The 26164-nt window shown below is 67.5% G+C and carries 21 protein-coding genes and 2 riboswitches; of the genes, 15 read left to right on the top strand and 6 right to left on the bottom strand.

What is annotated here, in order from left to right; all coding sequences use genetic code 11:
• Nucleotides 1-335: 335 nt before the first annotated feature.
• Together nadC and D575_RS0111865 are read right to left on the bottom strand one after the other, a co-directional pair.
• Nucleotides 336-1244, bottom strand: a complete 909-nt coding sequence (gene nadC / locus D575_RS0111870) for a carboxylating nicotinate-nucleotide diphosphorylase (protein WP_026182147.1) — start codon at nt 1242-1244, stop codon at nt 336-338.
• Nucleotides 1234-2625 carry a sodium:alanine symporter family protein gene (locus D575_RS0111865; RefSeq protein WP_018146137.1) on the bottom strand — a complete coding sequence of 464 codons (1392 nt, stop codon included), beginning with the start codon at nt 2623-2625 and terminating at the stop codon, nt 1234-1236. Before D575_RS0111865 ends, nadC begins: the two co-directional genes overlap by 11 nt.
• Nucleotides 2626-2783: 158 nt before the next feature.
• Here D575_RS0111865 and D575_RS0111860 point away from each other — a divergent pair, with 158 nt between their 5' ends.
• The 9 genes from D575_RS0111860 (at nt 2784) to D575_RS0111820 (ending at nt 16163) form a co-directional block, all read left to right on the top strand.
• Nucleotides 2784-3704 (top strand): ZIP family metal transporter, encoded by a 921-nt coding sequence (locus tag D575_RS0111860; RefSeq protein WP_018146136.1) that lies wholly within the window; start codon nt 2784-2786, stop codon nt 3702-3704.
• Nucleotides 3705-4049: 345 nt separating this feature from the next.
• A riboswitch (glycine riboswitch) is annotated at nt 4050-4151 on the top strand.
• A 1-nt stretch (nt 4152) separates the two neighbouring features.
• Nucleotides 4153-4264, top strand: a riboswitch (glycine riboswitch).
• A 120-nt stretch (nt 4265-4384) separates the two neighbouring features.
• Complete coding sequence (gcvT, locus tag D575_RS0111855) at nt 4385-5488, top strand: glycine cleavage system aminomethyltransferase GcvT (protein WP_018146135.1); 1104 nt, start codon at nt 4385-4387, stop codon at nt 5486-5488.
• A 75-nt stretch (nt 5489-5563) separates the two neighbouring features.
• Entirely contained in the window at nt 5564-5956 is a 393-nt protein-coding gene (gene gcvH, locus D575_RS0111850; RefSeq protein WP_018146134.1) for a glycine cleavage system protein GcvH, read from the top strand.
• Between the two features lie 84 nt (nt 5957-6040).
• Nucleotides 6041-7393 (top strand): aminomethyl-transferring glycine dehydrogenase subunit GcvPA, encoded by a 1353-nt coding sequence (gene gcvPA / locus D575_RS0111845; RefSeq protein ID WP_018146133.1) that lies wholly within the window; start codon nt 6041-6043, stop codon nt 7391-7393.
• A gap of 63 nt (nt 7394-7456) precedes the next feature.
• Nucleotides 7457-7984 (top strand): thiol peroxidase, encoded by a 528-nt coding sequence (tpx, locus tag D575_RS0111840; RefSeq protein WP_018146132.1) that lies wholly within the window; start codon nt 7457-7459, stop codon nt 7982-7984.
• A gap of 81 nt (nt 7985-8065) precedes the next feature.
• A complete protein-coding gene (gene gcvPB, locus D575_RS0111835; protein ID WP_018146131.1) occupies nt 8066-9574 on the top strand; it encodes an aminomethyl-transferring glycine dehydrogenase subunit GcvPB in 1509 nt (502 codons plus the stop codon).
• A gap of 249 nt (nt 9575-9823) precedes the next feature.
• Nucleotides 9824-12205 carry a PAS domain S-box protein gene (locus tag D575_RS0111830; RefSeq protein WP_018146130.1) on the top strand — a complete coding sequence of 794 codons (2382 nt, stop codon included), beginning with the start codon at nt 9824-9826 and terminating at the stop codon, nt 12203-12205.
• A gap of 31 nt (nt 12206-12236) precedes the next feature.
• Complete coding sequence (locus D575_RS0111825; protein ID WP_018146129.1) at nt 12237-15779, top strand: PAS domain S-box protein; 3543 nt, start codon at nt 12237-12239, stop codon at nt 15777-15779.
• Between the two features lie 24 nt (nt 15780-15803).
• On the top strand, nt 15804-16163 hold the full coding sequence (locus D575_RS0111820) for a diacylglycerol kinase (protein WP_026182146.1): 360 nt from the start codon (nt 15804-15806) through the stop codon (nt 16161-16163).
• A 180-nt stretch (nt 16164-16343) separates the two neighbouring features.
• Here D575_RS0111820 and D575_RS0111815 read toward each other — a convergent pair whose 3' ends face one another.
• Nucleotides 16344-17438 carry a zinc ABC transporter substrate-binding protein gene (locus D575_RS0111815; protein ID WP_018146127.1) on the bottom strand — a complete coding sequence of 365 codons (1095 nt, stop codon included), beginning with the start codon at nt 17436-17438 and terminating at the stop codon, nt 16344-16346.
• A 44-nt stretch (nt 17439-17482) separates the two neighbouring features.
• Here D575_RS0111815 and znuC point away from each other — a divergent pair, with 44 nt between their 5' ends.
• Together znuC and znuB are read left to right on the top strand one after the other, a co-directional pair.
• A complete protein-coding gene (gene znuC, locus D575_RS0111810; protein WP_018146126.1) occupies nt 17483-18316 on the top strand; it encodes a zinc ABC transporter ATP-binding protein ZnuC in 834 nt (277 codons plus the stop codon).
• On the top strand, nt 18313-19134 hold the full coding sequence (gene znuB, locus D575_RS0111805; protein ID WP_026182145.1) for a zinc ABC transporter permease subunit ZnuB: 822 nt from the start codon (nt 18313-18315) through the stop codon (nt 19132-19134). Before znuC ends, znuB begins: the two co-directional genes overlap by 4 nt.
• Before the next feature lie 455 nt (nt 19135-19589).
• On the opposite strand, the gene D575_RS0111800 is transcribed toward znuB, so the two are convergent.
• Genes D575_RS0111800 through lgt form a run of 3 tightly spaced genes read right to left on the bottom strand, consistent with a single transcriptional unit; the run spans nt 19590 to nt 21737 of the window.
• A complete protein-coding gene (locus tag D575_RS0111800) occupies nt 19590-20084 on the bottom strand; it encodes a dihydrofolate reductase (RefSeq protein ID WP_018146124.1) in 495 nt (164 codons plus the stop codon).
• Nucleotides 20085-20101: 17 nt separating this feature from the next.
• Nucleotides 20102-20920, bottom strand: coding sequence for a thymidylate synthase (locus D575_RS0111795; RefSeq protein ID WP_018146123.1), 819 nt, complete (start codon nt 20918-20920; stop codon nt 20102-20104).
• A 1-nt stretch (nt 20921) separates the two neighbouring features.
• Nucleotides 20922-21737, bottom strand: a complete 816-nt coding sequence (lgt, locus tag D575_RS0111790) for a prolipoprotein diacylglyceryl transferase (RefSeq protein WP_018146122.1) — start codon at nt 21735-21737, stop codon at nt 20922-20924.
• 101 nt (nt 21738-21838) lie between these two features.
• Between lgt and D575_RS0111785 the strand changes: the two genes are divergently transcribed.
• The 4 genes from D575_RS0111785 to D575_RS0111770 all read left to right on the top strand — a co-directional run bounded on the left by D575_RS0111785 (nt 21839) and on the right by D575_RS0111770 (nt 26161).
• On the top strand, nt 21839-23872 hold the full coding sequence (locus D575_RS0111785; protein ID WP_018146121.1) for a thioredoxin domain-containing protein: 2034 nt from the start codon (nt 21839-21841) through the stop codon (nt 23870-23872).
• Nucleotides 23873-24029: 157 nt separating this feature from the next.
• Complete coding sequence (locus D575_RS0111780; RefSeq protein ID WP_018146120.1) at nt 24030-24443, top strand: rhodanese-like domain-containing protein; 414 nt, start codon at nt 24030-24032, stop codon at nt 24441-24443.
• 157 nt (nt 24444-24600) lie between these two features.
• Nucleotides 24601-25416, top strand: coding sequence for a GNAT family N-acetyltransferase (locus D575_RS0111775; RefSeq protein ID WP_018146119.1), 816 nt, complete (start codon nt 24601-24603; stop codon nt 25414-25416).
• Between the two features lie 4 nt (nt 25417-25420).
• Nucleotides 25421-26161, top strand: coding sequence for a 1-acyl-sn-glycerol-3-phosphate acyltransferase (locus D575_RS0111770; protein WP_018146118.1), 741 nt, complete (start codon nt 25421-25423; stop codon nt 26159-26161).
• Nucleotides 26162-26164: the final 3 nt, after the last annotated feature.

Here is a 26164-nt window from a genome sequence, read left to right as displayed (position 1 = left end):
TCTGAGCGAAGCGCAGCGTAGCGAGTTCAGCGCCGCCCGCGAAAAGCCTCGGAGCGAGGGAAACCCCGGCCCGCACAGCGGGCCGGGGTCGCGGCAGTCGGGCGTGTTTCTTGGGTACTTCTTTGCACGAGCAAAGAAGTACCTCGCGGCGCGCTGGCGAGTCAGCGCGTGGCAGGCGGCCGGACGCAGCCACCGTAAACACCGGATGGCGAACCGTGGCCAGCCACAACCAGGCATGCGGCGGACCGAAGCCCTCCTAAACACCAGTGGATGAACCAGGCCCGGCCCCAGGCGGCGAGTGGAGCCCCGTAATCGTCGGGATCGCAACCGTAGGGCTAGTCCAGGCGCAGGGAGTAGTCGATGGCGTGGAGGTGCTTGGTCAGGGCGCCGACCGAGATGTAGTCCACGCCGGTGGCGGCGATGGCCGCCAGGCTGTCCGGCGTGACCCCGCCCGAGGCCTCGGAGATCGCGCGGCCGCGAATGCGCTGCACGGCCGTGGCCAGATCTGCCAGCGACAGCTCGTCGAGCATGATGACGTCGGCCCCGGCGGCCAGGGCCTGATCGACCTCGTCGAGGTTCTCGGTCTCGACCTCTACCCAGCGCCCGGCGCCCAGGGTGCGGGCCCGTTCCACTGCGGCCGCGATGGAGCCGCAGGCGGCGATGTGGTTTTCCTTGATCAGCACGGCATCCCACAGGGCGAGGCGATGGTTGTGGCCCCCGCCGCAGCGCACGGCGTACTTCTGCCCGTGGCGCAGGCCCGGGAGGGTCTTGCGGGTATCGAGGATGCGGCTGTCCGTGCCCTCCAGGCGGGCGACCCAGCGGGCGGTCTCGGTGGCCGTTCCGGACAGGGTCTGGAGCAGGTTGAGGGCCGCGCGTTCGGCCGCCAGAACGGCCCGTGCGGGCCCTTCCAGGGTGGCGATCACGCGTGGTTCGTCGTCCACTTCCACGTGGGTGCCTTCGGCCACCTGCCAGTCGATCCGGGTCTCCGGCGCGAGGCTGGCGAACACGCGGTCGAACCAGGGCTGGCCACAAACAATCGCGCTCTCCTTCAATAGCAGCGTGGCGCGCGCCACCCGTTCAGCCGGGACCAGGGCGGCGGTCAGGTCGCCGGCGACACCATCGGGGCCCAGGTCCTCCGCGAGGGCGCCTTCGACCTCGCGCACCAGCATGGCCGCGTCCGGACGTGCGGGGGCCTGTGCGAACGGGTCGGATGGACCACCCGCAACGCTGTGCTCATCCCTCATGGCGATCCGGCATCGGGCGATGCGCCACGTAGTCGTCGCGCAGCTTCTTGACCAGGCCGGCGAGCAGGATCAATGCGATCAGGTTGGGTGCCGCCATGGCGATGTTGGCGATGTCGGAGAAGTTCCAGACCACGCCCAGCGGGATGGTCGCGCCGAGCACGATGAGGATGACGAACACGACGCGGTAGGGCATCACCGCGCGCTCGCCGAACAGGAAGTAGGCCGAGCGGTCGCCGTAGTAGGACCAGGCAATCATGGTGGAGAAGGCGAACAGCATCAGGCTGATGCCGACCACCATGGCGCCGAACGGGCCCAGCGTGGAGCTGAAGGCGGTGGCGGTCAGCGAGGCCCCGACCACGTCGTCGGCGCGGTCGATATAGGCCCCGGTGACGACAATGGCCAGGCCGGTCAGGGTGCAGACCACGATGGTGTCGATGAACGGCTCGAGCATGGCCACGGAGCCTTCGCGCGGCGGGTCGCCGTTCTTGGCCGCGGCGTGTGCCATGGCCGAGGAACCCAGGCCCGCCTCGTTGGAGAACATGCCGCGCGCGACGCCGTACTGGATGGCGAGGCCGATGGCACCGCCGCCGGCGGCCCAGGGGTTGAGCGCGAGGTTGAGGATGGTGCCGACCGCCGCCGGAACCGCCTGGATGTTGGCGACAATCACCACGAAGGCGCCCAGCATGTAGATCACGGCCATGAACGGGACGATGGTCGAGGCGATCATGGCGATGCGCTTGACCCCGCCGATGATGACCAGCGCCACCAGCACGGCCATGGTCAGGCCGATGATCAGGGCCATCCAGCCCATGATGTCGTCGTTGGCGCGCAGGTCCGGGACGATGAAGGTCAGGCCGTCGACCACCGAGTTGGCCTGCACCATGTTGCCGATGCCGAACGAGGCGATCAGGGTGAAGGCGGCGAACAGGATCGCCAGCTTCTTCATCTTGAGGCCGTGGAGCAGGGTGAACATTGGCCCGCCGGCGATGCTGCCGTCCGGGGCGATCTCGCGGTAGCGGACGGCCAGGGTGGTCTCGGCGAACTTGGTGGCCATGCCGAAAAAGGCCGTGACCCACATCCAGAACAGCGCACCGGGGCCACCCAGCGCGATGGCCGTGGCCACACCGGCGATGTTCCCGGTACCGATGGTGCCGGACAGCGCGGTCGACAGCGCCTGGAACGGCGAGATCTGCCCGGTGCCGCCGCCGCGTCCATCTGCCCCGCGCAGGGCGCGCCAGCCCTCGCGGAATGCGACGACCTGGACCAGGCCCAGGCGAATGGTGAGGTAGAGCCCGGTGCCCAGCAGCAGGATCAGGGTGAGCGGGTTGCCCCAAAGCAGGCCGGCGGTGTCGCCGAGGAACTGGTCGATGGTGTCGAGCATCGGAGGGTCCTTGTGGTCCGGAGCGGCTTTGGCTGAAAACTCTACCGCGCACAACGGGTGTTGACGATAGCTTTTGTCGAACCTGGCCATTGGGCGCGTCTGTGGAACGCCGCGATGGACCCTGTTTCAATGGCAGCCTCGACTCTCAAGGACCACGCATGAGCGAATCCTCTCCCGCGGCTTCCGAGCCGGATCACGGCAAACCGGTACCCCGGATCTTCCTCGTCGGATCGCTGATCGCACTGGCGGTCTTCATCTGGCTGGTCAGCCTGCTGTGGCCGATGCTGGAAGAGCGCATTGCCGATCTGAGCACGCTGCAGATCGGCTTGCTGGCGAGTTTCGTCGCCGGTCTGATGACCGCGGTGGGGGCGATCCCGATCTTCTTCCTGCGCCGCATCAGCCAGTCGGTCGAGGACGCGATGATGGGCTTCGGCGCCGGGGTGATGCTGTCGGCCACGGCCTTCGAGCTGGTGCTGCCCTCGGTGGAGCAGGCGGAAGCGCAGTACGGCGGCGTGGGCATGGCCATTGTCGTGCTCGCGGTGGGGATCGGGCTGGGTGGCGGTGCATTGCTGGCGCTGCACAAGCTGGTGCCGCACGAGCACTTCTTCATCGGGCCGCAAAGCGGGGCCGACCCGCAGAAGATCCGTCGCGTATGGTTGTTCATCTTTGCAATCGCACTGCACAACCTGCCGGAAGGCCTGGCGGTGGGGGTCGGCTTCGGCGGCGATGACGTGAGCGACGGGATTGCGCTGGCCATCGGGATCGGGCTGCAGAATATGCCCGAGGGGCTGGTGGTCGCCATCGCCCTGCTGTCGCTGGGCTACAGCAAGTGGGCGGCATTCGGGGTGACCTTGCTGACGGGCCTGGTGCAGCCGATCGGCGGCCTGATCGGGGCCGGAGCGATCACGCTGATGGAGTTCCTGCTGCCCTGGGGGCTGGCGTTCGCGGCCGGGGCGATGCTGTTCGTGATCAGTCACGAGATCATCCCCGAGTCGCACCGCAAGGGCCACGAGGCCCAGGCCACGGTGGGGGTCCTGGTCGGCTTCGTCGTCCTGCTCGCGATCGACATGGCGTTGTAGGGGCACAGCACAGTGGTAGCGAGTGGCACCGTCATTGCGAGGAGCGCAGCGACGCGGCACAAAAGCGCGCAGCGCGTTGAACGGCCGCAGGCCGGCCCGAAGGGCGAGCGCAGCGAGTAACCTCCGTTCGAAACCACCGGATGCTGATCGTGACGCACTGCCAGCTTTCGGAGGTTGCTTCGTCGCCTTCGGCTCCTCGCAATGACGGTGCTTTTTGGATGTATGAGGGGGTAGGTGACGGGGCAGGCCGCGGCGTCGGAATAGTGGCGCGGCCCGTCCGGGCTTTCGCAGCGAGGGTATTTTGGTCTACAATTACTTTCGTCTGTGGGCGCCCGACAATGCCCGCACACCGTTCTGGAAGAGATCTGCGATCGCCAGTCGATTGGCAGACGCCGAAGGCGCAACATCCGCCCGGAATCGCTCAGGCTACAGGACCGGAACGGTGCAGGAGACACACTCTGGAGAGCGGCCGGAAACGGCCCACCGAAGGGGGCGGTCACGCAGTCCGACAACGGGCTGACGCGACGCAAACTCTCAGGTTTCAGGACAGAGGGGCGGCTGGCAGATTCATTCTGCCGGCCGCCCCTTTTTTTATGCCCGGAGCGCGGCGGCCGGGCCTCGCGGTTCCACCGGCGGATGCCGGCGAGCCGACCACGACACGCAAGCAAGGCGAGAACTAGATGACGACGTTGAAGACAACTCCGCTCCATGCCGCGCATCAGCGCGCGGGGGCCAAGCTGGTCGATTTCGCCGGTTGGGAGATGCCACTGCATTACGGCTCCCAGATGGAGGAGCACAAGCGGGTGCGCGAATCCGCCGGCATGTTCGATGTCTCGCACATGCAGGTCGTGGATATCCACGGCCCGCAGGCCCAGGCCTTCCTGCGCTATCTGCTGGCCAACGACGTGGCCAAGCTGAAGACCGAGGGTCGCGCGCTGTACAGCTGCATGCTGAACGAGGCCGGCGGTGTGATCGACGACCTGATCATCTACTGGACCGGTGGCGACAGCTACCGCGCGGTGGTCAATGCCGCGACCGCCGAGGGCGATATCGCCCACATGCAGACGGTGGCGAAGGACTTCGACGTGAACGTGGAGCCGCGCCCGGAGTTCGCCCTGATTGCGATCCAGGGCCCGCAGGCGGTGGAGAAGACCCTACCGCTGTTGCCGGCCGATCTGCGCAATGCGGGGGATCTCAAGCCGTTTTCCGCGGTCTGGAATGACAAGTGGTTTGTCGCCCGCACGGGCTACACCGGCGAAGACGGCTTCGAGGTGATGCTGCCGGCGGAGGAGGCCGACGGTCTCTGGGAAAAGCTGAAGGCGGCCGGCGTGCACCCCATCGGCCTCGGCGCGCGCGACACCCTGCGCCTGGAGGCCGGCATGAATCTCTACGGCACGGACATGGACGACCAGACCAATCCGCTGACCGCCAACCTGGGCTGGACTATCGCGCTGAAGGATGCCGAGCGGGATTTCATCGGCCGCGCGCCGATCGAGCAGTCGAAGGACGAGGGCGTGAAGGAACGCATGGTGGGGCTGGTGCTGGATGGTCGCGGGGTGCTGCGTGGCGGCACCCGCATCGAAACCGAGGCCGGCGACGGCGTGGTCACCTCCGGCAGTTTCGCGCCTAGTCTGGGCGTGTCGGTGGCGTTCGCGCGTATCCCGGCCGGGGTCGAGGCCGAGCAGCTGCACGCGGACATCCGCGGCCGCAAGCTGCCGGTGCGCGTGGTCAAGCCGGTGTTCGTCCGCAACGGCGAGCCGCAGATCGATCTGCCGAAAAACTGAAGCGAGGATTGCCTCATCCCGCGTGCACCGGACTACACTGCGCAGGCGGGATCTAACAAGCAAAAGGAAGATGTCATGAGCGAAGCACCGAAGGACCTGAAGTACACCAAAAGCCACGAGTGGGTGCGCAGCGAGGCCGACGGCAGCGTGACCGTGGGCATCACCGATCACGCGCAGGAACTGCTGGGCGATCTGGTGTTTGTCGAGGCCCCGGAAGCGGGCAGCATCATCGAGGCCGGCACGGCCTGCGCCACCGTGGAATCGGTCAAGGCCGCCTCGGATATCTATGCGCCGATCTCCGGCGAGGTGACCGCGGTCAACGAGGACCTGGCCGACAGCCCCGAGAAGGTCAACGAGTCGCCCTTCGAGGATGGCTGGCTGTTCAAGGTGGAGCCGTCCGATGCCGGCCAGCTGGATGCGCTGATGGACGCGGATGCCTATGCCGCGCACGTCGAGGCGGAATCCTGAGCGTAGCCGCGTATCACCGGTCCCGGCCGCGTCCGGCCGGGACCCAACCGAACTTCGCCGCAATCGGCGAAAGCGAGACCTGACATGCCGTTTATCCCGCATACCGAAGAAGACATCCGTGCCATGCTCGACAGCATTGGCGCCGAATCCGTCGAGGACCTGTTCGACGAGATTCCCGCCGACCTGCGTTCGCCGCCACTCACGGGGATCCCCGAGGGCGAGAGCGAGATGGGCATCACCCGCCTGATGCAGGAGCGGGCTGCGAAGGACGGCATGCCATCGAATTTCATCGGGGCCGGTGCCTACGAGCACCACATCCCGGCCGCCGTGTGGCAGATCGCTACCCGCGGCGAGTTCTACAGCGCCTACACGCCGTACCAGGCGGAGGCCAGCCAGGGCACGCTACAGCTGATCTACGAATACCAGACGATGATCAGCCGCCTGACCGGGATGGAGGTCTCCAACGCCTCCCTGTATGACGGTGCCTCCGCCCTGGCCGAGGCCGTGCTGATGGCGGTGCGCGTGAATCGCCGCTCCAAGGCCAAGCGCGTGCTGCTGCCGGGGGCGCTGCATCCGGACTATCGCAAGGTGGTGAAGACGCTGATCGGCAACCAGGGCATCGAACTGGTCGAACTGCCGTTCGACGAAACCACCGGCCAGACCCCGGTGGAGGTGCTGGCGCCGTATGCGGACGACGACGTCACCGCCATGGTGATCAGCCAGCCCAACTTCTTCGGCATCCTGGAAGACGTGGATGCCCTGACCGGGTGGGCCGAGGAACGCGGCATCCCGGTTATCGCCGTGGTGAACCCGGTCTCGCTGGCGCTGCTGAAGCCGCCGGGCGAGTGGGGCGCCAATGGCGTGGACATCGTGGTCGGCGAGGGCCAGCCGCTGGGTGCGCCGCTGTCGTCCGGCGGGCCGTACTACGGCTTCATGACCACGCTGAAAAAGCATATCCGGCAGATGCCGGGGCGCATTGTCGGCCGTGCCGAGGACGCCGACGGCAAGCCCGGTTTCGTGCTGACCCTGCAGGCGCGCGAGCAGCATATCCGCCGCTCCAAGGCGACCTCGAACATCTGCACCAACCAGGGCCTGGTGGTGACGGCGTCGACGATCCATATGTCGCTGCTGGGTGACGAGGGCCTGACCCGCGTGGCCGAGGCCTGCTACGCCAACACCCATGCGCTGGTGGAAAAACTGGCCGCCAAGGGCATCAAGCCGCGCTTTACCGGCGAGTACTTCCACGAAGTCGCGCTGGACTTCGGCGGCGATGCCGCGACCCGCGTGCAGACCATGGCCGATGCCGGCGTGCTGGCGGGCCTCGAGCTGAGCCGGGACTATCCGCAGCTGGATGGCTGCGTGCTCGCCTGCGCCACTGAGACCAAGACCGAATCCGACCTGGAGCAGTACGTGACCACTTGGGAGCAGGCCGCCTGAGGCGGTTCGGCTTCCCACGGTCAACGACACCAAGCGCCATACACATCAAGCCGGGAGGCAACCATGGCCGAAATCAAGCTGCAAGGTAATCCGATCAACACCAACGGCGATCTGCCGCACGTGGGCTCGCCGGCCCCGGACTTCAAGCTGACCAATAAGGATCTGCAGGATGTCTCACTGGCCGACTTCGGCGACAAGCGCAAGCTGATCTCCATCGTGCCCAGCCTGGATACCCCGGTCTGCGCCGACTCCACCAAGAAGTTCAACGAGATGGTCGCCAGCCGTCCGGATCTCGAGATCCTGATCGTCTCCGCCGACCTGCCGTTCGCGATGAGCCGCTTCTGCGCTGCCGAGAACCTGGAACGCGTGACCGTGCTGTCGATGATGCGCGATCGCAACTTCGCCCAGGACTACGGCGTGCTGATCCAGGACGGCCCGCTGGCCGGGATCACCGCGCGCGGTGTGGTCGTGCTGGATACCGACAACCTGGTGATGCACGCCCAGCTGGTCTCCGAGATCGGCGACGAGCCGGACTACGACGCCGCGTTCGCGGCCCTGGATGATCGGGCCAACCTGAGCCCGACCCAGTAATCGGCCGGAGTCCCTCCGTGCCGCCGGTGGCCGGGCCTGTGCCCGGTCGCCGTCACCCGAATACGCAAGCGAGAAACCGCTATGAGCACCACTGAAGCCAATCTGATCTTCGAACGTTCCCGCGCCGGCCGCTCGGCCGTGGCCCAGGCGCCGCGCGACCACGCCGCGACCCGCATCCCGGCGAACCTGCAGCGCAAGTCCGCGCCGGGTCTGCCGGCGGCCTCGGAACTGGACGTGGTGCGGCACTACACGCGGTTGTCGCAGAAGAACTTCTCCATCGACACCGAGTTCTACCCGCTAGGCTCGTGCACGATGAAGTACAACCCGCGCGCCTGTAACAGCCTCGCGATGCTGCCCGGGTTCCTGAACCGGCATCCGCTTGCTCCGGCCAGCCACAGCCAGGGCTTCCTGCAGACGATGTTCGAATTGCAGGAGATGCTGAAGGAAGTGACCGGCATGAAGGCCGTGTCGCTGGCGCCGATGGCGGGTGCCCAGGGCGAGTACACCGGTGTGGCCATGATCCGCGCCTACCACGATTCCCGCGGCGATACCGAGCGCCGCGAGATCATCGTGCCGGATGCCGCCCACGGCACCAACCCGGCGACCGCGATCATGTGCGGCTACGAGGTGCGCGAGATCCCCACCGACGATACCGGTGACGTGGATATCGAGGCCCTGAAGGCGGCCGTGGGTCCGCACACCGCCGGGATCATGCTGACCAATCCGTCCACCGTGGGCGTGTTCGAACGGCGCATCAAGCAGATTGCCGGCATCGTGCACGAGGCCGGCGGCCTGCTGTACTACGACGGCGCCAACCTGAACGCGATCCTCGGCAAGGTGCGCCCGGGCGACATGGGTTTCGACGTGATCCACATGAACCTGCACAAGACCTTCTCCACGCCGCACGGCGGCGGTGGACCGGGCTCCGGCGCCGTGGGCGTCGCTGAACGGCTGCTGCCGTTCATGCCGATCCCGCACGTGATCGAGGCCGAGCAGGGCGGCTACCGCTTTGCCGAGGAATCCGATCGTCCGCAGAGCATCGGGCGCCTGTCCGCGTTTGCCGGGAACGCCGGCGTGTTGCTGCGGGCCTATATCTACATGCGCATGCTGGGGCGCGAGGGCATGGTGCGGGTCTCCGAATTCTCGACCCTGAATGCCAACTACCTGGCGCGCGAACTGGCCGCGGCCGGGTTCGACCTGGCCTATCCCAAGCGCCGCGCCACCCACGAGTTCATCGTGACCATGAAGAAGCAGGCCAAGGAACGCGGCCTGACCGCGGGCGATGTTGCCAAGCGCCTGCTGGACCACGGCTACCACGCGCCGACCACCTACTTCCCGCTGCTGGTGCCGGAGTGCCTGCTGGTGGAGCCGACCGAGACCGAGTCGAAAGAGACCCTGGACGGCTTTGTCGAGGCGATGGCCTGCATCCTGGCCGAGTCGGAGAACGACATGGACACCATCAAGGGCGCGCCACACACGCTGCCGAACCGGCGCTTCAACGAGGTGGCCGCCGCCAAGGCGCTGGACGTCGTGTTCCAGCCCGCCGAAGACAGGGGCGCCAGCGCGCCGCGAACCGGTACACACGGCTGACGGGATTTCCCGGGCCAGCCCCGGGCATCCTGGTTCGTTCTGAAATGCCCCCGCTTGCCGGGGGCGTTTCCGTTTTGCGGGGCAGTAAACGACTTTTTTTGGGGTCAAGAGGAAACCTGACTCGTTATCTGGTAGTTTCCGGACCCAGTCCAATCACGCGCTGCCAGGCCCGCGGGCAGCCGACACACGAATGAGTGCCGACAAAGCCTCCGTCAAGGAAGGCGAAGACGGGCAAGGACGCGTTACCCAATGAGCGAAATTTGTGCCATCCATGGCTATGCGGCGCTGTTCGAGCATGCGCCGGTGGGGCTGGCCGAGATGGATACCGAGGGGCGCATCCTGCGCGCCAATCCCCGCCTGGGCGCCTTGCTGGCCTGTGATCCGGCGGATCTGACCGATGCGTTCCTGAAGGCGCATGTCTGCCCGGATGATCAGGAGTGCTTCGAGGACCGGCGTCATGCATTGCGGAGCGATGAATGCGCCAACTGCAGCTTCGAGGCGCGTCTGCTGGATGCCACCGACCAGGCATGCTGGGTGGAGTTGACGGTCAGCCGGATCCCGGCCACCGCGGACTGCCCCGAAGCCCTGCTCGTGGCGGTCGCCGACATCGCCGCGCGCAAGGAGGCCGAGAAGCGTACCGAGACCCTGCTGCGTGCCAGTCCCGCGGTCATCTACACCATGGACCCGTCGGACTTCGGCACCATGACCTGGCTCAGCCCCAACGTGCAGGCCGTCACCGGCTGGACACCGGAACAGATCACGACCCAGCCGGACTGGCTGCGGACCCATCTGGCTCCCGAGGATTTTCGTCGCTGTGTCGGCCAGGTGAAGCGCTGGCTGGCCGACGGCGCGCGCGGATTCTGTCGCCTGAGCTATCGCCAGCGCATGCCCAGCGGGCACTGGCAATGGCTGGAGGATCAGGTGACCGCGATCCGCGACGGTCAGGGCGCGGTCGTCGAACTGGTGGGTGCCTTCCAGGACGTGGGGGCGCGGGAGGAGACCGAGCGCCACCTGGAGAAGATTGCGCACAACCTGCCCGGGGTGATCTACCAGTACCGTCAGTACCCGGATGGCCGGGCGTCGCTCCCGTATGCCAGTGAGGGCATGGCCGACGTGTACGGCGTGACGCCCGAGGCCGTGAGGCACGATGCCAGCCCTGCCTTCGAAGTCATCCACCCGGATGATGTCGAGCGGGTTGTCGCCAGCATCGAGGCCTCCATGCGCTGCCTGGAGCCTTGGCGCCAGCGCTATCGCGTGCGCCACCCCGAGCGCGGCGAGATCTGGGTGGAAGGGCATGCCAGTCCCGAGGCACTGGAGGATGGCAGTGTGCTCTGGTTCGGGGTGATCCTGGACATCACCGAACGGGTGCAGGCCGAAGAGGTCCTGCATCTGCGCGAGCGCGAGCTGGCCGAGGCCCAGCGCATCGCGCATATCGGCAACTGGGTGTCGGACTTTTCCCGCAACGAGGTCCGCTGGTCCGACGAGGTCTTCCGGATCTTCGGGATGCGACGTGGCGAGTGGGGCGGGACGCACGCCGCCTTCCTGCAGGCGGTTCATCCGGAGGACCGCGACCGGGTTCAGGCCGAGGTGGACACGGCGCTGGCCGAGGGAGGCTCTTTCGATACCGTGCATCGCGTACTGCGCGCCGACGGCGCCGACGGCGAGGAGCGCGTGGTGCACGAGCGTGGCTACGTGGAGGTCGATTCGGATGGCCGCGCGCTGCGCATGATCGGGACCGTGCAGGACATCACCGAGCGGCACCACCTGGAGCAGGAGCAGCGGTTGCTCGCGGCGACCTTCGAGACCAGTCAGGCGATCTTCATCACCGATGGCGAGGGGACGATTCAGCGTGTCAACGTGACCTTTACCGAACTCACGGGGTTCACCGAAGAAGATGCGGTGGGCCAGAATCCGCGGATCATGAATTCGGGCCGACAGGACCGCGGCTTTTATGAGGAGATGTTCCAGTCCGTGCGTGAACACGGTCACTGGTCCGGCGAGGTATGGAACCGGCGCAAGGACGGCCAGACCTTTCCCCTGCACGAGATCGTCACCGCGATCCGGGATGCCAGCGGGACGATCGAGTATTACATCGCCATGTTTCATGACATCTCCCGACAGAAGGAACTGGAGGCCGCGCTGGAGTACCAGGCCTTTTACGATCCGTTGACCGATGCCGCCAATCGGGGCTATTTCGAGGCATTGCTGGAGCAGGAGGCCCGGCGGGCGGAGCGCTACGGCGATTCCTGCTCGCTGGTGATGCTGGACCTGGATCACTTCAAGCGGATCAACGACACCCATGGCCACGACATCGGGGACGAGGTCCTGCGCCGGGTTGTGGCCGTGGCGGGAGAACGTCTGCGCCAGTCCGATGTGCTGGGTCGTTGGGGCGGCGAGGAATTCATGGTCATGCTGCCGAGCACCACCGCCGAGGCGGCCTGCCGTCTGGCGGAGGATCTGCGGCGCCAGGTCGCCGCGCTGGAGTTGTCACATGTGGGGCACGTGACCATCAGTCTGGGGGTGGCGGAGTGTCGTCGTGGCGAGGCGATCAAGGACTGGATCAAGCGCGCGGACGATGCGATGTACCGGGCCAAGCGCTCGGGGCGCAATCGGGTCGTATGGCAGGATTGACGGCCACGGCCAAACTCCTCGGGGAGACTTGATGGATCCTGCGGAGCATGCAGGCGCGGGCTTATTCCACCGGGCCGCCGTGGGGCTGGTGTTTCTGGAGGCCAGCGGTCGCATCCATGCGGCCAATGCGCGCCTGGCGGAATGGCTGGGCTGCGCGGCGGATGACTTCGATGGTGTGCGGCTGGCCGAGTGTGTGCCGCAGGGGCAGCACAAGGCGTTGATGGACGCCCTCGCGCGCTCCGGCTCGGCCGAAGTGACCCTGGAGCTTTCGCTCAGGGCGCCGCACGTGGAGGACGCGACGGTGGTTGCCTGCACGCTGGTGCTGGCGCCCGACCCGCATGGGCGGCTCGCCACCGTACAGCGCCGGGTGCAGGGCGATTCCGCCGGCCAGGTCTACGAACAGACCTTTACCGCCAATACCGCCCCGAAGCTGCTGATCGACCCGGAGGGCGGGCGGATCGTGGACGCCAATCCGGCCGCGGAGGCGTTCTACGGCTATTCGGCCGAGGCGCTGAAGGCCATGCACATCCAGGACATCAACACGCTCTCGGCGGACGAGGTGCGCACCGAGATGGAGCGGGCGGCGCGCGAGGAACGCCGCTTCTTCCGTTTTCGCCACCGCATTTGCGGGGGCGAGATTCGTGATGTCGAGGTGTACTCCGGCCCGGTGGTGCTGGACGGGAACCGATACCTCTACTCGATCATCCATGACGTGTCGGAGGCCCGTCGCTACGAACACGAGCTGGAGTTCTACGGGGTGGCCTTCGGTCGCCTCCCGGTGGGGGTCTACCGCAACACCCCGGGGCCGGAGGGCCGCTTTGTCCGTCTCAATCCGGCCATGGTGGAGCTGTTCGAGGCCGCCACCGAGATCGAGCTGCGCTCGACGCCGGTCCGCGAGCTCTACCGCGATCCGCTCGAGCGCGAGGCGTTCAGTCGCGATCTCGAGGCCTATGGGCGGGTCGTCGGTCGCGAAGTGGATCTGAGGACACTGCGGGGACGGCCCTTCCGTGCCCGGATCACCGCCTACCGGACCGAGGATGCGGATGGCCTGTTCGTGTTCGACGGGGTGATCGAGGATGTCACCGAGCTGCGGGCGGCCGAGGCCTTCCAGACGCGCTTGCTGGGCAGCCTGGCCGAAGGCGTTTTTGGCCTGGATCGCTATGGCCGCTATACCTTCCTGAACCCGACGGCCTGCCGTCTGCTCGGTTTCGAGAGCGAAGGCGATGCCCTTGGGCAGGACGCGCATTCGACCAACCATCACACACTGGTGGACGGGACGCCCTATCCGCCCGAGGCCTGTCCGATCTACCGCGTCCTCGAGACCGGCAAACCGGTGGAATCCTGGGACGATCACTTCGCGCGTGCCGACGGGACCCTGTTTCCGGTGAGCGTCTTTAGCGCACCCACGTTCGACGTATCTGGGCGGGTCGACGGCGCCGTGGTCTCGTTCCAGGACCAGACCGCCCGGCATGAGCGCGAGGCGCGTCTGACCAAGGCAACCAGCCACCTGCCCGGGGCGATCTACCAATACCGCCTGTATCCGGACGGACGCCACGCCTTCCCGTTCGTCAGCGAAGGCGTCCAGCGGGTGTACGGGTTGTCCCCTGACCAGATCCAGGAGGATGCCGATGCGGCCTTCGCCCGGGTGAACCCCGAGGATCTTCCGCGGATCCAGGTCAGCATCGAGGAGTCGGCGCGCTCGCTGGGGCCCTGGCAGGTGCGTTTCCGCGTCCGCCATCCGTTACGCGGGACGGTCTGGGTCGAGGGCCGCGCGACGCCGCAAGTCCTGCGAACGGACGGCAGCATCGTCTGGCACGGGGTGATGATCGACATTACCGAGCAAGTGGCGATGGAGGGGGCCCTGCGCGAGCGTGGCGAGGAACTGGCCGCGGCGCAGCGCATCGCGCACGTGGGGAGCTGGGTCTGGACGATCCAGGAGGATCGCACGCGCTGGTCGGACGAGGTCTATCGTATCTTCGGCCTGCGGCGGGAGGATCGGGAGGCGAACTACGCGGGCTTCTTGCAGGCCGTGCACCCGGACGACCGGGACCGCGTGGCCGCCACGGTGGAGTCGGCGCTGGAGACCGGGGAGTACGACATTCATTTCCGGATCCTGCGGCCCGATGGCCGTGAGCGCGTGGTCCACACGCGCGGCGCGGTCGAGCGCGATGCCGGCGGCAAGCCCTGCCGCCTGATCGGAACGGTGCAGGACGTGACCGACCGCCGCGCGCTGGAGGAGAACCTGCGCCGGCTGGTCGGCATCCTGGAGTTCACCCCCGATGTGGTCGGCATGCACGGGCCGGACGGGAACATGCTGTTCCTGAATGCGGGCGGGCGTGCATTGTTCGGTCTGCCACCGGCCTCCGGAGAGCCGTGGGACCCCGAAACCGGCTGGAATACCCGAAGCCTGCCGACGGAGGTGGGTTCCCTGGAGACCACGGTCCGGCGGTTCCATCCGCCCTGGGCCGCGGACCATATCCTGCAGGAGGCGGTCCCGGTGGCGATGCGCGAGGGTATCTGGCAGGGCGAGACCGCCGTGCTGGATGGCGAAGGCCACGAAGTGCCGGTGTCCCAGGTCATCATGGTTCGCCACGATGGCCAGGGGCAGGTGCGGCAAATCTCGACCATCCTGCGTGATCTCTCGCAACGCAAGGCCGTGGAAGAGGCCCTGCGCGAGAGCGAGGCGCGTTTCCGCCAGCTGGCCGGCTCCGTGAACGAGGTCTTCTGGCTTCAGGACGCTGAATCGATCCTCTACGTCAATCCGGCCTACGAGCGGGTCTGGGGATACAGCCGCGAGCACCTGTACCGCGACTCGGTCGCGATGCTGGAGGCCGTGCACCCGGAGGACCGCGACCGGGTGGAGGCGGTGTTTCTCTCCGGGGCTTTCGGCGACGGAACGGCCGACGAGACCTTCCGCATCCAGCGCCCGGATGGGGAGCAGCGCTGGGTCCGGGTCCATCGGTACCCGATCGCGGACGCGGACGGCCGAGTGACGCGGCTGGCCGGGACGGCGGTCGACATCACCGAGCTGAAGACCATCCAGCAGGAGCTGGAACGCAACCAGGCGGAACTCGAACGTCAGGCCTTCTATGATCGCCTGACCGGGGTTGCCAACCGGCGGTATTTCGAAAGCCTGCTGGACCGCGAAGTCCGGCGTGCCGAGCGGTATGGACAGGGGTTCGCGCTGGTGATGTTCGATCTCGATCACTTCAAGAAGGTCAACGATACCTATGGCCATGCCACCGGGGATGTGGTGTTGCAGGAGGTGACCAGGGTCGCGGGCGAGCGCCTGCGCAGCGTGGATGTACTCGGACGCTGGGGCGGCGAGGAGTTCATGGTCCTGCTGCCGGGCGCCGCGGCGGAGGAAGGCGCCCGGGTGGCGGAGTTGGTCCGGGCGCGCGTGGCCGGGCATGCCTTTCCCCGGGTGGACGAGGTGACCGTGAGCCTCGGCGTGGCGGCATTCCATTCCGGCGAACCGCGCGGCGAGCTGCTGCGGCGCGTCGACGAGGCGCTCTACCGCGCCAAGCGCGAGGGCCGCAACCGGGTGGCCCTCGCGCCGCCGCCCGCCGCATGACCGGGCGCACCGAGGGGAATCCGGGTGGCGCATAGTGGCCGGCGTGGCCTGAGCCGGGTGCTGCATGCCTTCGGGTATTCCTGGCGCGGGCTGCGCGAGGCCTATCAGCACGAGTCGGCGTTTCGTCAGGAGCTGGCGTTGCTCGCGGTATTGCTGCCGCTGGCGATCTGGTTGGGCGAGAGCGGGGTGGAGCGGGCACTGCTGGCCGGCAGTGCCTTGTTGATCCTGGTGGTGGAACTGCTGAACTCGGCGGTCGAGGCGGCAATCGACCGGTTTGGCGACGAACGCCATCCGCTGTCGGCGCGCGCCAAGGACATGGCCTCGGCCGCGGTGCTGGTCAGCTTCCTCCTGGCGGCGCTGGTGTGGGGGCTGATCCTGCTCTGACCGCGGTGGGGCATCCGGGCCTTGTCCCTTCGGTCACCCCGGCCGAAGCGAAGCGCAGAGCCGGGATATCCGGCCTTGGGGGCTGGGAGATCCCGGATAACCGCTACGCGGTTTCCGGCGTGACAGCACAGGAAGGTGGGGCGGCGAGGCGCGGCGTCCGGAGGTGGGGCCGCGTGTCCGTCAGGAGCCGTTATGTGCCATGCAGTCGGTGAAGCCGTCCGCCATACCCTGCATCAGCAGGAACCAGGCATCGGGGCCAGGCTCCAGCTCCGCGCCGATGGGGTCGAGCATGCCGAGCCGGGTGCCGGTACCCTCGGCCACGGTTTCTGCCAGCGCCGGGCGAAACTGCGGTTCGGTGAACAGGCAGGCGACATCGCCCTCGGCCAGACGGCCGCGTAGTTCGGACAGCCGGCGGGCCCCGGGCATGCGCGAGGGATCGACGCTGATGGAGCCGGCCGCGTTCAGGCCATAGTGCTGCTCGAAGTACTGGTAGGCGTCGTGAAACACCATGAAGCGCTGGTCGCGTACCGGGGCCAGTTGCCCGGCGATCGTGGCGTCCAGCTCGTCGATGCGCTGGAGCAGGCCGTCCCGGTTGTCCCGGATCGTTGCGGCCTGTTCCGGATCGAGTTCCGCGAGGCGCTCCGCGAGTTGTTCGACGATGGCACGTGCGACGGCCGGCGACAGCCACAGGTGACTGTCGTAATCGCCATGTGCATGCCCGTGCCCGTCGTCATGCGTGGCGTGTCCATGATCATCCGAGCCGTGAGCATCGTGGTCATGCGCGTGGTCCGCGTGTCCGTTGTGATCGTCGTGGGGATGTTGGTCATGTCCATGATCGCCGTGATCGTCATGCCCATGGCCGCCATCGTCGCCGTGGTCATGATGGCCTTCCCATACGCCCCCGGTGCGGCCCTCCAGAAGATCAAGATCGAGGTCGTGCATCAGGCTGATGACTGTCGCGCGGTCGGCGATCCCGTGCAGCGAGCGCTCCAGAAAGCCCTCGAGCTCCGGACCGACCCAGACCACCAGGTCGGCCTGCTGCAGGCGCCGTGCCTCGGAGGGACGCATGGAATAGCCGTGGGGCGAGGCGCTGGCCGGCACCAGCAGTTCCACCTCGTGGGTGTCGCCGGCCAGCGCGGCAACCAGACTGTGAATCGGTAGAATCGATGCGACGATGCGCGGGCTGTCGGCCTGCGCGGGCGTGGCCACCGTTACCAGAAACGCCAGGGCCAGAAGCAGGGCGAGGAAGGTCGGGCGGCGGGCAGCAGAGCGCATGGGCGGATTCTCCATCGGATTCAATAACGTTATAGTATACCAGTATGAATCGCGAAACCCCTTCCCCGCACGCGCAACCGGCGACGGACGCCTCGCCGTTGCTGGCCGCCCGCGACGTCTCGCTGGAACGCGGCGGGCGGGTGATCCTGGATCATGTCTCGGTACAGGTGCGGCCGGCCGAGGTGACCGTGGTGATCGGCCCCAACGGGGCGGGCAAGACCTCGCTGTTGCGGGTCCTGCTGGGACTGTGGAAGCCGGGGCAGGGCCGGGTACAACGCCGGCGCGGGCTGCGCATCGGCTACATGCCGCAGCGCCTGCAGATCGAGCCGGTGCTGCCGCTGTCGGTGCGGCGTTTTCTGACGCTGCGTCAGCGGGCCCCGGAGGCCGTCCTGCGCGAAGGCCTGGAGCGGGTCGGCGTGCCGCATCTGCTGCACAAGCCGGTGCAGTCGCTTTCCGGCGGCGAGATGCAGCGGGTGCTGCTGGCGCGCGCCCTGCTCAATCGCCCGAACCTGCTGGTGCTGGACGAGCCGGCGCAGGGGGTGGATATTGTCGGCCAGGGCGAGGTGTTCAAGCTGATCGATGACATCCGCCACGAGACCGGCTGCGGGGTGCTGATGGTGTCGCACGACCTGCACCTGGTGATGGCCGGGGCCGACGCGGTGATCTGCCTGAACCAGCATGTGTGCTGCACCGGCCGGCCGGAGGAGGTATCGCGGCATCCCGAGTACCAGCGCCTGTTCCCGGAGACGGACATGCAGGGGATCGGGGTCTACCGGCACGATCACGACCACGTGCACGATGTGGCCGGGGATGTACACGAACATCACGCCGGCTGCGGCCATGCCCACCGGCCCGGTCCCGGGGGCGATTCCCGATGATGGATGGCCTGCTCGACGATTTCCTGGTTCGTGCCCTCCTGGCGGGGCTGATGGTGGCCGCCGTCGCGGGGCCGCTGGGGGCCTTTGTGGTCTGGCGCCGCATGGCCTATTTCGGCGATACCGTGTCCCATTCGGCGCTGCTGGGCGTCGCCCTCGGGGTACTCCTGGGGCTGAACCTGAACCTGATGGTCACGATCGTGTGCGTGGCCATCGCCATCCTGCTGGTACTGCTGCAGCGGCGGCAGGAACTGGCCTCGGACACCCTGCTCGGGATTCTCGCGCACAGTTCGCTGTCGCTGGGGATCGTCGCCGTTACCTTTATCGAGGGGTTGCGGGTGGATCTGATGGCCTACCTGTTCGGTGACATCCTCGCGGTGGGCACCGGGGACCTGCTGTCCATCGCCATTGGCGGGGGCGTGGCCCTGCTGTTGCTGATCCTGCTGTGGCGCCCGCTGCTGGCGCTGACGGTGCACGAGGAGCTCGCCCAGGTGGAGGGTGTGCCGGTGCTGCTGGTGCGGCTGGGCCTGATGCTGCTGATCGCGCTGGTGATCGCGGCGGCGATGCAGGTGGTCGGCGTGCTGCTGATCACGGCGCTGATGATCATCCCGGCGGCCAGTGCCCGGCGCTTTGCGGCCACCCCCGAGCAGATGGCGATCCTCGCCGGCATCATCGGTATGCTGGCCGTGGGGGCCGGGCTGTGGGGCTCCTTCCAGTACGACACCCCGACCGGCCCGACCATTGTGGTCGCCGCGATGCTGGGCTTCATCCTGGTTCACCTGCTGCCCGGCCGCCTGATCCCCCACTTTGGCGGGCGTTGAAAACACCGTTCTTCACCACGAAGCGCACGAAGCGCACGAAGGCATGAAGGCATGAAGAACGGGCTAAGGATCCGGGCGATTGTGTACCCTAGGGGGCACAGAGAAAGATTGTTCCTGATTAGCCACGAGGGTCAGCCAGTCAGGGGGATCGTCCAGGGGCGTAAATAGCCCGCCGCAGGTCGCTTTAATCCGGGCCTTTCTGGAATGTCACCGTTCCCGGCCCCTGCCCCTGTACTGACATCCCGGCCGCAGCGAAGCGAAAAGCCGGGATCTCCCCCGTCGGGGCAACCCCGGCCGCCGAGATCCCGGATAACCGCTACGCGGTTTCCGGGATGACGAAGCAGGAGGGGCGTGGAGCCCCGGGGCGTGTACCACTGCGTTCCAGGGCCGCCTTCGGCCGCCGGGTGCTGTACACACCCGGGCCCGTACGGTCCCTGGACGGCGTCGGGTCGCGTTCAGCGGCGGCGTTCGAGGCGTTCGAAGGTGAAGGGGCAGGCGTGGCGGTCGTCGGCTTCGTGGTGCTCGGACCAGACGACGTCCCAGTCCGCGGGGTCGAGGGCGGGGAAGAAGGTGTCGCCGGCATGGCACTCGTGCACCCGGGTCAGGTGCAGCACGTCGGCGCGCGGCAGGGTCTCCGCGAACAGGCCGGCGCCGCCGATCACGAAGACGGGGCCGGCCTCGATGGTGGCCAGCGCCGCATCCAGATCGCGATAGACCTCGATACCGTCCGCTTGCCAGTCCGCCTGGCGCGTCAGCACCAGGTTGCGGCGATTCGGCAGCGGCCGCCCGATGGATTCGAAGGTGCGCCGACCCATGATCATCGGGTGACCGGCAGTCATTCGCTTGAAGTGCTGCAGGTCCTTCGGCAGGTGCCAGGGCAGGTCGTTGTCGCGCCCGATCACGTGATCCGGATCGAGCGCGACCATCAGATGAATCTCGGGCTGGGGCATGGGGACTCCGGTAACGCTCAGATCGCGATGGGGGCCTTGATCGGGGGGTGGGACTGGTAGTCGCGCACCTCGATGTCGTCGAAGGTGAAGGCGAACAGGTCGGTGACGTCCGGGTTCAGGTGCAAGGTTGGCAGCGGCAGCGGTTCGCGCCCGAGCAGTTCTTCGACCTGCTCCTGGTGGTTGCGGTAGAGGTGGGCGTCGCCGAAGGTATGGACGAACTCGCCGGGCTTCAGGCCCACCACCTGCGCGAGCATGTGGGTTAGCAGGGCGTAGCTGGCGATGTTGAACGGCACGCCGAGAAAGACATCCGCGCTGCGCTGGTAGAGCTGGCAGGACAGCCGATCGTCGGCCACGTAGAACTGGAACAGGGTGTGGCAGGGCGCCAGGGCCATGCGCCCGGCCTCCGCGTTGGCCTGTGGCGAGATGGATTCGTCCGGCAGGTCGGCCACGTTCCAGGCACTGATGATGTGGCGCCGGGAGTGGGGGCGGTTCCTCAGGTTGTCGATCAGTTCGGCCAGCTGGTCGTGGCCGGCCCAGTTGCGCCACTGCGCGCCGTAGACGGGACCCAGGTCGCCGGCCGCGGTGGCCCACTCGTCCCAGATGCGGACCTTGTGCTCGCGCAGGTAGCCGACATTGGTATCGCCGGCGATGAACCACAGCAGTTCGTGGATTACCGAGCGCAGATGGGTGCGCTTGGTGGTGACCAGCGGGAAGCCGTCCGCCAGGTCGAAGCGCATCTGGTAGCCGAATACCGAACGCGTGCCGGTACCGGTGCGGTCCGGGCGGTCCGTGCCGTGGTCGCGGATGTGCCGCACCAGGTCCAGGTATTGCTGCATCTCAGGCGGTCTCCGGGGCCGGGCGGGGTGCGGGCAGGGGGTTGCGCCGCGACCAGACGATCAGGGCAACGCCGAACAGGATCACCGGCAGGGTCAGGACCTGTCCCATCGTGAGCCAGTCGAAGGCGAGGTAGCCGAGATGGGCGTCGGGCACGCGGACGAACTCGACCGCGAAGCGGAAGCTGCCGTAAAGCGTCAGGAACAGCCCGGAGATCAGTCCGGTACGCCGCGGCTGGCGCGAGACGACCCACAACACCACGAACAGCACCAGCCCTTCGAGAAAGGCCTGGTACAGCTGCGACGGATGACGGGGGATGTAGTCCGCGGCCGGGAAGACCATGGCCCAGGGCAGGTCGGTGGGTTTGCCCCACAGCTCGCCGTTGATCCAGTTGCCGATGCGCCCGGCGCCCAGGCCGATCGGGATCAGGGGGGCGATGAAGTCGGTCAGACGGAAGAACGGCTGGCCGATCTTGCGGGCGTATAGCCAGCAGGTGACCAGCACGCCGGCCAGTCCGCCGTGGAAGGCCATGCCGCCCTCCCAGATGCGGAACAGGCTCAGCGGGTCGGCCAGCGTCGTGTCGAGGTTGTAGAACAGTGCATAGCCGAGCCGCCCGCCGACGACGACCCCGAGTACGCCCCAGAACAGCAGGTCACCGACCTGCCAGGGGTGCAGGGGGTCCCAGTTGCGACTGCGTGTGCGCCATACGCCCAGCGCCCAGAAGGCGACAAATCCGACCAAGTATGTCAGGCCGTACCAATACAGGGTCAGTGGGCCGATGGACAGGGCGACGGGGTCGATAAACGGGTGTGTGGGCATGGGCGCTTGCGGATGAAAAACCGGCTGCACATGCTACTCGCCCGGGCCCCGGCATGCACCTGTATGTCGCTAGCCCGATCCACCTGCAAGGAGGCCGCGCGATGAATCGACTGGCCGGGGCCAGCAGCCCGTATCTGCTGCAGCACGCCGACAATCCCGTGGACTGGTACCCCTGGGGCGAGGAGGCGCTGGAGCGCGCCCGCCGCGAGGACAAGCCGATCCTGCTCTCGATTGGCTACTCTGCCTGCCACTGGTGTCACGTGATGGCGCACGAGTCCTTCGAGGACCCGGACACCGCCGCGGTGATGAACGAACGCTTCGTCAACATCAAGGTGGACCGCGAGGAGCGCCCGGACCTCGACCGCATCTACCAGAACGCGCACATGCTGCTGTCGCAGCGCCCCGGAGGCTGGCCGCTGACCGTCTTCCTGACCCCGGACCAGGTGCCGTTCTTTGCCGGGACCTACTTCCCGAACACCCCGCGCCACGGCCTGCCATCGTTCGTGGACCTGATGACCCGGGTGTCCGATTTCCTCGCCGAGCACCCCGAGGAGATCCAGCGCCAGAACGACTCGTTGCAGCAGGCACTGGGGCGGATCTACAGCCCGGCCGGTGGCGCGATCCCGGCCCTCAGTGTCATCGACAAGGGGCGCGCCGAACTGGCGAAGACCTTCGACGAGCAGTTCGGCGGTTTCGGGGACGCCCCCAAGTTCCCGCACCCAGCCTCGCTCGAGTGGCTGGCCTGGCATGCCGCGCGCCATGGCGACGCCGAGGCGGAGCGCATGCTGGCCCGCACGCTGGATGCGATGGCCGCCGGCGGGATCTTCGATCAGGTGGGCGGGGGCTTTTGCCGCTACTCGGTGGATGCCCGCTGGATGATCCCGCACTTCGAGAAGATGCTCTACGACAACGGGCCGCTGCTGGGGCTGTACGCCGAGCGCGCCGCGCACGGCGACGAACGCGCGCGGCGGGTGGTGGAGCCGACGGTCGCCTGGTTGGAGCGCGAGATGCGGGATCCCTCCGGGGCCTTTTATTCGAGCCTGGACGCGGACTCCGAGGGCGAGGAAGGACGCTTCTATGTCTGGGACCCGGAGACGGTCCAGGCGCTCCTGACGGAGGACGAGTGGGCCGTCGCCAGCCGGGTCTGGGGACTCAACGGCCCGGCCAATTTCGAGGGGCGCTGGCATCTGCACGAGGTGGCGCCGCCGGCGATCGTCGCCGAGGCGCTGGGGATCGACGAGGCGGAGGCGAACACGCGCCTGGACCGGGCCCGCGAACGCCTGCTCGCGGCACGCGAGGACCGGGTACGACCGCATCGCGACGAGAAGATCCTGGGCGCCTGGAATGCCCTGATGATCTCGGGCCTGGCGCGTGCCGCGCGCGCCCTGGAGCGCCCGGAATGGTTGCGCCTGGCACGCGAGGCGATGACCGCCGTGCGCGAGCGTCTGTGGCGCGACGGCCGGTTGTACGCCAGCGTGCGCGAGGGGGCGACCGGCGCGATGCCGCGCGCCTACCTGGACGATCACGCCCTGTTGCTGGAGGCCACGCTGGCGCTGCTGGAGGCCGAGTGGGACAGCGACCTGCTGGCCTGGGCCACCACGCTGGCCGACACCCTGCTGGAGGAATTCGAGGACCGCGAACAGGGTGGTTTCTTCTTCACCGCCCGGGATCACGAGGCACTGATCCAGCGCCCGAAGGTCTATGCCGACGATGCCATGGCTGCCGGCAACGGGACCGCCGCTCAGGTATTGCAGACACTCGGGTTCCTGCTGTCCGAACCCCGCTACCTGGAGGCGGCCGAGCGCACGCTGGCGAACGCCGGTCCGATGGTCGAGCAGGCGCCACTGGGCCACATGAGCCTGCTGACCGCGCTGGACATCCATTACCAGGCGCCGGCCCTGGTCGTGCTGCGGGGGGCAGCCGACGAACTTCCCGCGTGGCAGCAGCGACTGCGGGCGCAGGATGCTCCGGTGTGGGCCTTCGCGATCCCCGCGCCGGCCGGCGAGCTGCCCGCCGCGCTCGCGGAGAAAGCCGCCCCGGAGACGGGCGTGCGGGCCTATGTCTGTCGCGGGTTGCAGTGCGCGGCCCCGGTGACCGATCCCGTTGCGCTGGAAGGTGCGCTCGACGAGGGTTGAATCGCCCGGACTCGCACCCACGGTAGAATGGGTCAGCCCCGCATGTAGGAGCCTGCTTGCAGGCGAATGCTCCTGATCGTGTCCGACGCTGGCAGGGGCTTCGCCTGCAAGCAGGCTCCCACAAAACATCCAGATCATTGCAAAAGGGAATGTTCGAATGAGCGAGAAGAAGCTGATGGATTTCGTCGCCGAGGCGCGGAAGAACGTGAAGGAGATCGCCCCGGCGGATCTCGCCGAGAAGATGGAGAACGGCGAGGACTGGCTGGTGGTGGATGTTCGCGAGCCCTACGAGTTCGAAAAGATGCACGCGCCGAACTCCATCCTCGTCCCGCGCGGCCTGCTGGAGGGTGCCGCCGATCCCAACACCCCGCACCGCATCGATGCGCTGGTGAACGCGCGCGAGAAGCCGGTGGCCGTTATGTGCGCAACCGGCGGCCGTGCCGCGATGTCCGTGCAGCGACTGCAGGACATGGGCTTTACCAACGTGGTGAACATCGCCGGCGGTATCAAGAGCTGGGAAGGCGAGGACCTGCCGGTGGAATCCGGCGCCTACACGGGCCCGCTGCCGTAGCAGAGGCTGGCGGGGCGGGGGCAGGGGCCTCCGCCCCGAACGGTGCCGTATTCGGGCACGGTTCCGGCGGCGGGTTCATCCGACCGTCATCGTTCCTACACGGGGTGGTCAACCACGCGGCGTAGTCTCCGGGACAGTTCAACCGGAGGTCGCCACCATGAGCGAACCGCAGCTGTCCCCAGCTACACCGATCGCGGCGAACGAAACCGCCTACCGCGTCCACCTCGCGTCCAGCCCGTCGGACCTCGAGGCGGCCCAGCGCCTGCGCCACGAGGTCTTCGCTGGCGAGATGGGGGCTGCGCTTCCGGATACTGGATCCGGTCTGGACCGGGATCCCCTGGACCCCTTCTGTCATCACCTGCTGGTGCGCGAACGGTGCTCCGGTACGGTGGTTGCCTGCACACGCATCCTCACCGAGGAGAGCGCCAGCACGGCCGGTGGCTTCTACTCGCTGTCCGAATTCGAACTGGGCCCGTTGATGAATCTCCCGGGGAAGACCCTGGAGATCGGCCGCACCTGCGTGCGCGCGGATCATCGTCAGGGCGCCGCGATCAACGCGCTGTGGACCGGCCTGGCGCGGTTCATGAACGCCCATCGTTACGACTACCTGATGGGCTGTGCGAGCCTGCCATTGAGCGAGCAGACGCCGGCCCAACTGGCCTGGCTACGCCTGTTCCATCGGGCGCCATCACGTCTGCGGGTGACGCCGCGCCGGCCGCTGCCCAATGCCCTGACCATCTGGCATGGCACGCCCAGCCGTACCGGCATGCCGCCGCTGCTGAAGGCCTACCTGCGTCTGGGTGCCCGGGTCTGTGGCGAGGCCTGTTTCGATCCCGATTTCAATGTGGCCGACGTGCTTGTCCTGCTGGATGTGCGCGCCATGCCGGACCGTTACCATCGGCACTTCATGGGCGCTATGACGCCCGCAAGCCGAGGAACGGAGCATGACCGGAACACTGCGGGCACTGGGTAGGCTGATGCGCATCGTGCTGCACATGCTGGCGGGGGTCTGGCTGACCTGGCGAATGGTCCGCCGGGGGGGCGACTTCGCGGAACGCAGCCGCATCCGCCGCGCCTGGTACGACCGCGCGCTGTGCATCGTGGGGGTGCGGCTCCGGATCCATGGCGAGGAACCCCGGCGTACATCACTGGTGGTGGCCAACCATGTCTCCTGGCTGGATATCCCGCTGATCGGCGCCGCGATGGACACCTGTTTCCTCTCCAAGGCGGAGATCGCACGTTGGCCGATCATCGGCTGGCTCGGTCGTCAGCATGACACCCGCTTCATCGAACGCGGGGCCAATCAGGCGTCGGCCCACTTCGAGGCGATGCGGACCGGGCTCGACGAGGGCCTGCAGTTCGTGGTGTTCCCGGAAGGCACGACCAGCCGCGGCGAGTTCGTACGCCGGTTTCATCCGCGACTGTTTGCGGCCGTGGCCGGCACCCAGCATCCGGTGCAGCCGGTGGCGCTGGCCTACGAAGGCATGCCGAATGGCCCGGTGCCGGTGTCCTACGCGGAAGACGATCGCCTGATCTCGAACGTCTGGAAGCTGTTGTGTCGACGCGAGACGCACGTGGACCTGCATCTTCTGGCACCGCTGGAATCCGCCAACCAGGATCGGCGCAGTCTGGCCGACGGTGCCCGCAGCGCCATTGTCGATGTGCTCGGCCTGCCGGTCGATCCGCCTTCGGGGCGCGCAAGCGCCCGCGCCTCGTAGCGG

The sequence above is a fragment of the Thioalkalivibrio sp. AKL6 genome (assembly GCF_000376905.1).
Taxonomy (GTDB): domain Bacteria; phylum Pseudomonadota; class Gammaproteobacteria; order Ectothiorhodospirales; family Ectothiorhodospiraceae; genus Thioalkalivibrio; species Thioalkalivibrio versutus.
The sequence above is the reverse complement of the archived record's forward strand: the minus strand, read 5'-3'. Positions and strand labels throughout refer to the sequence as shown.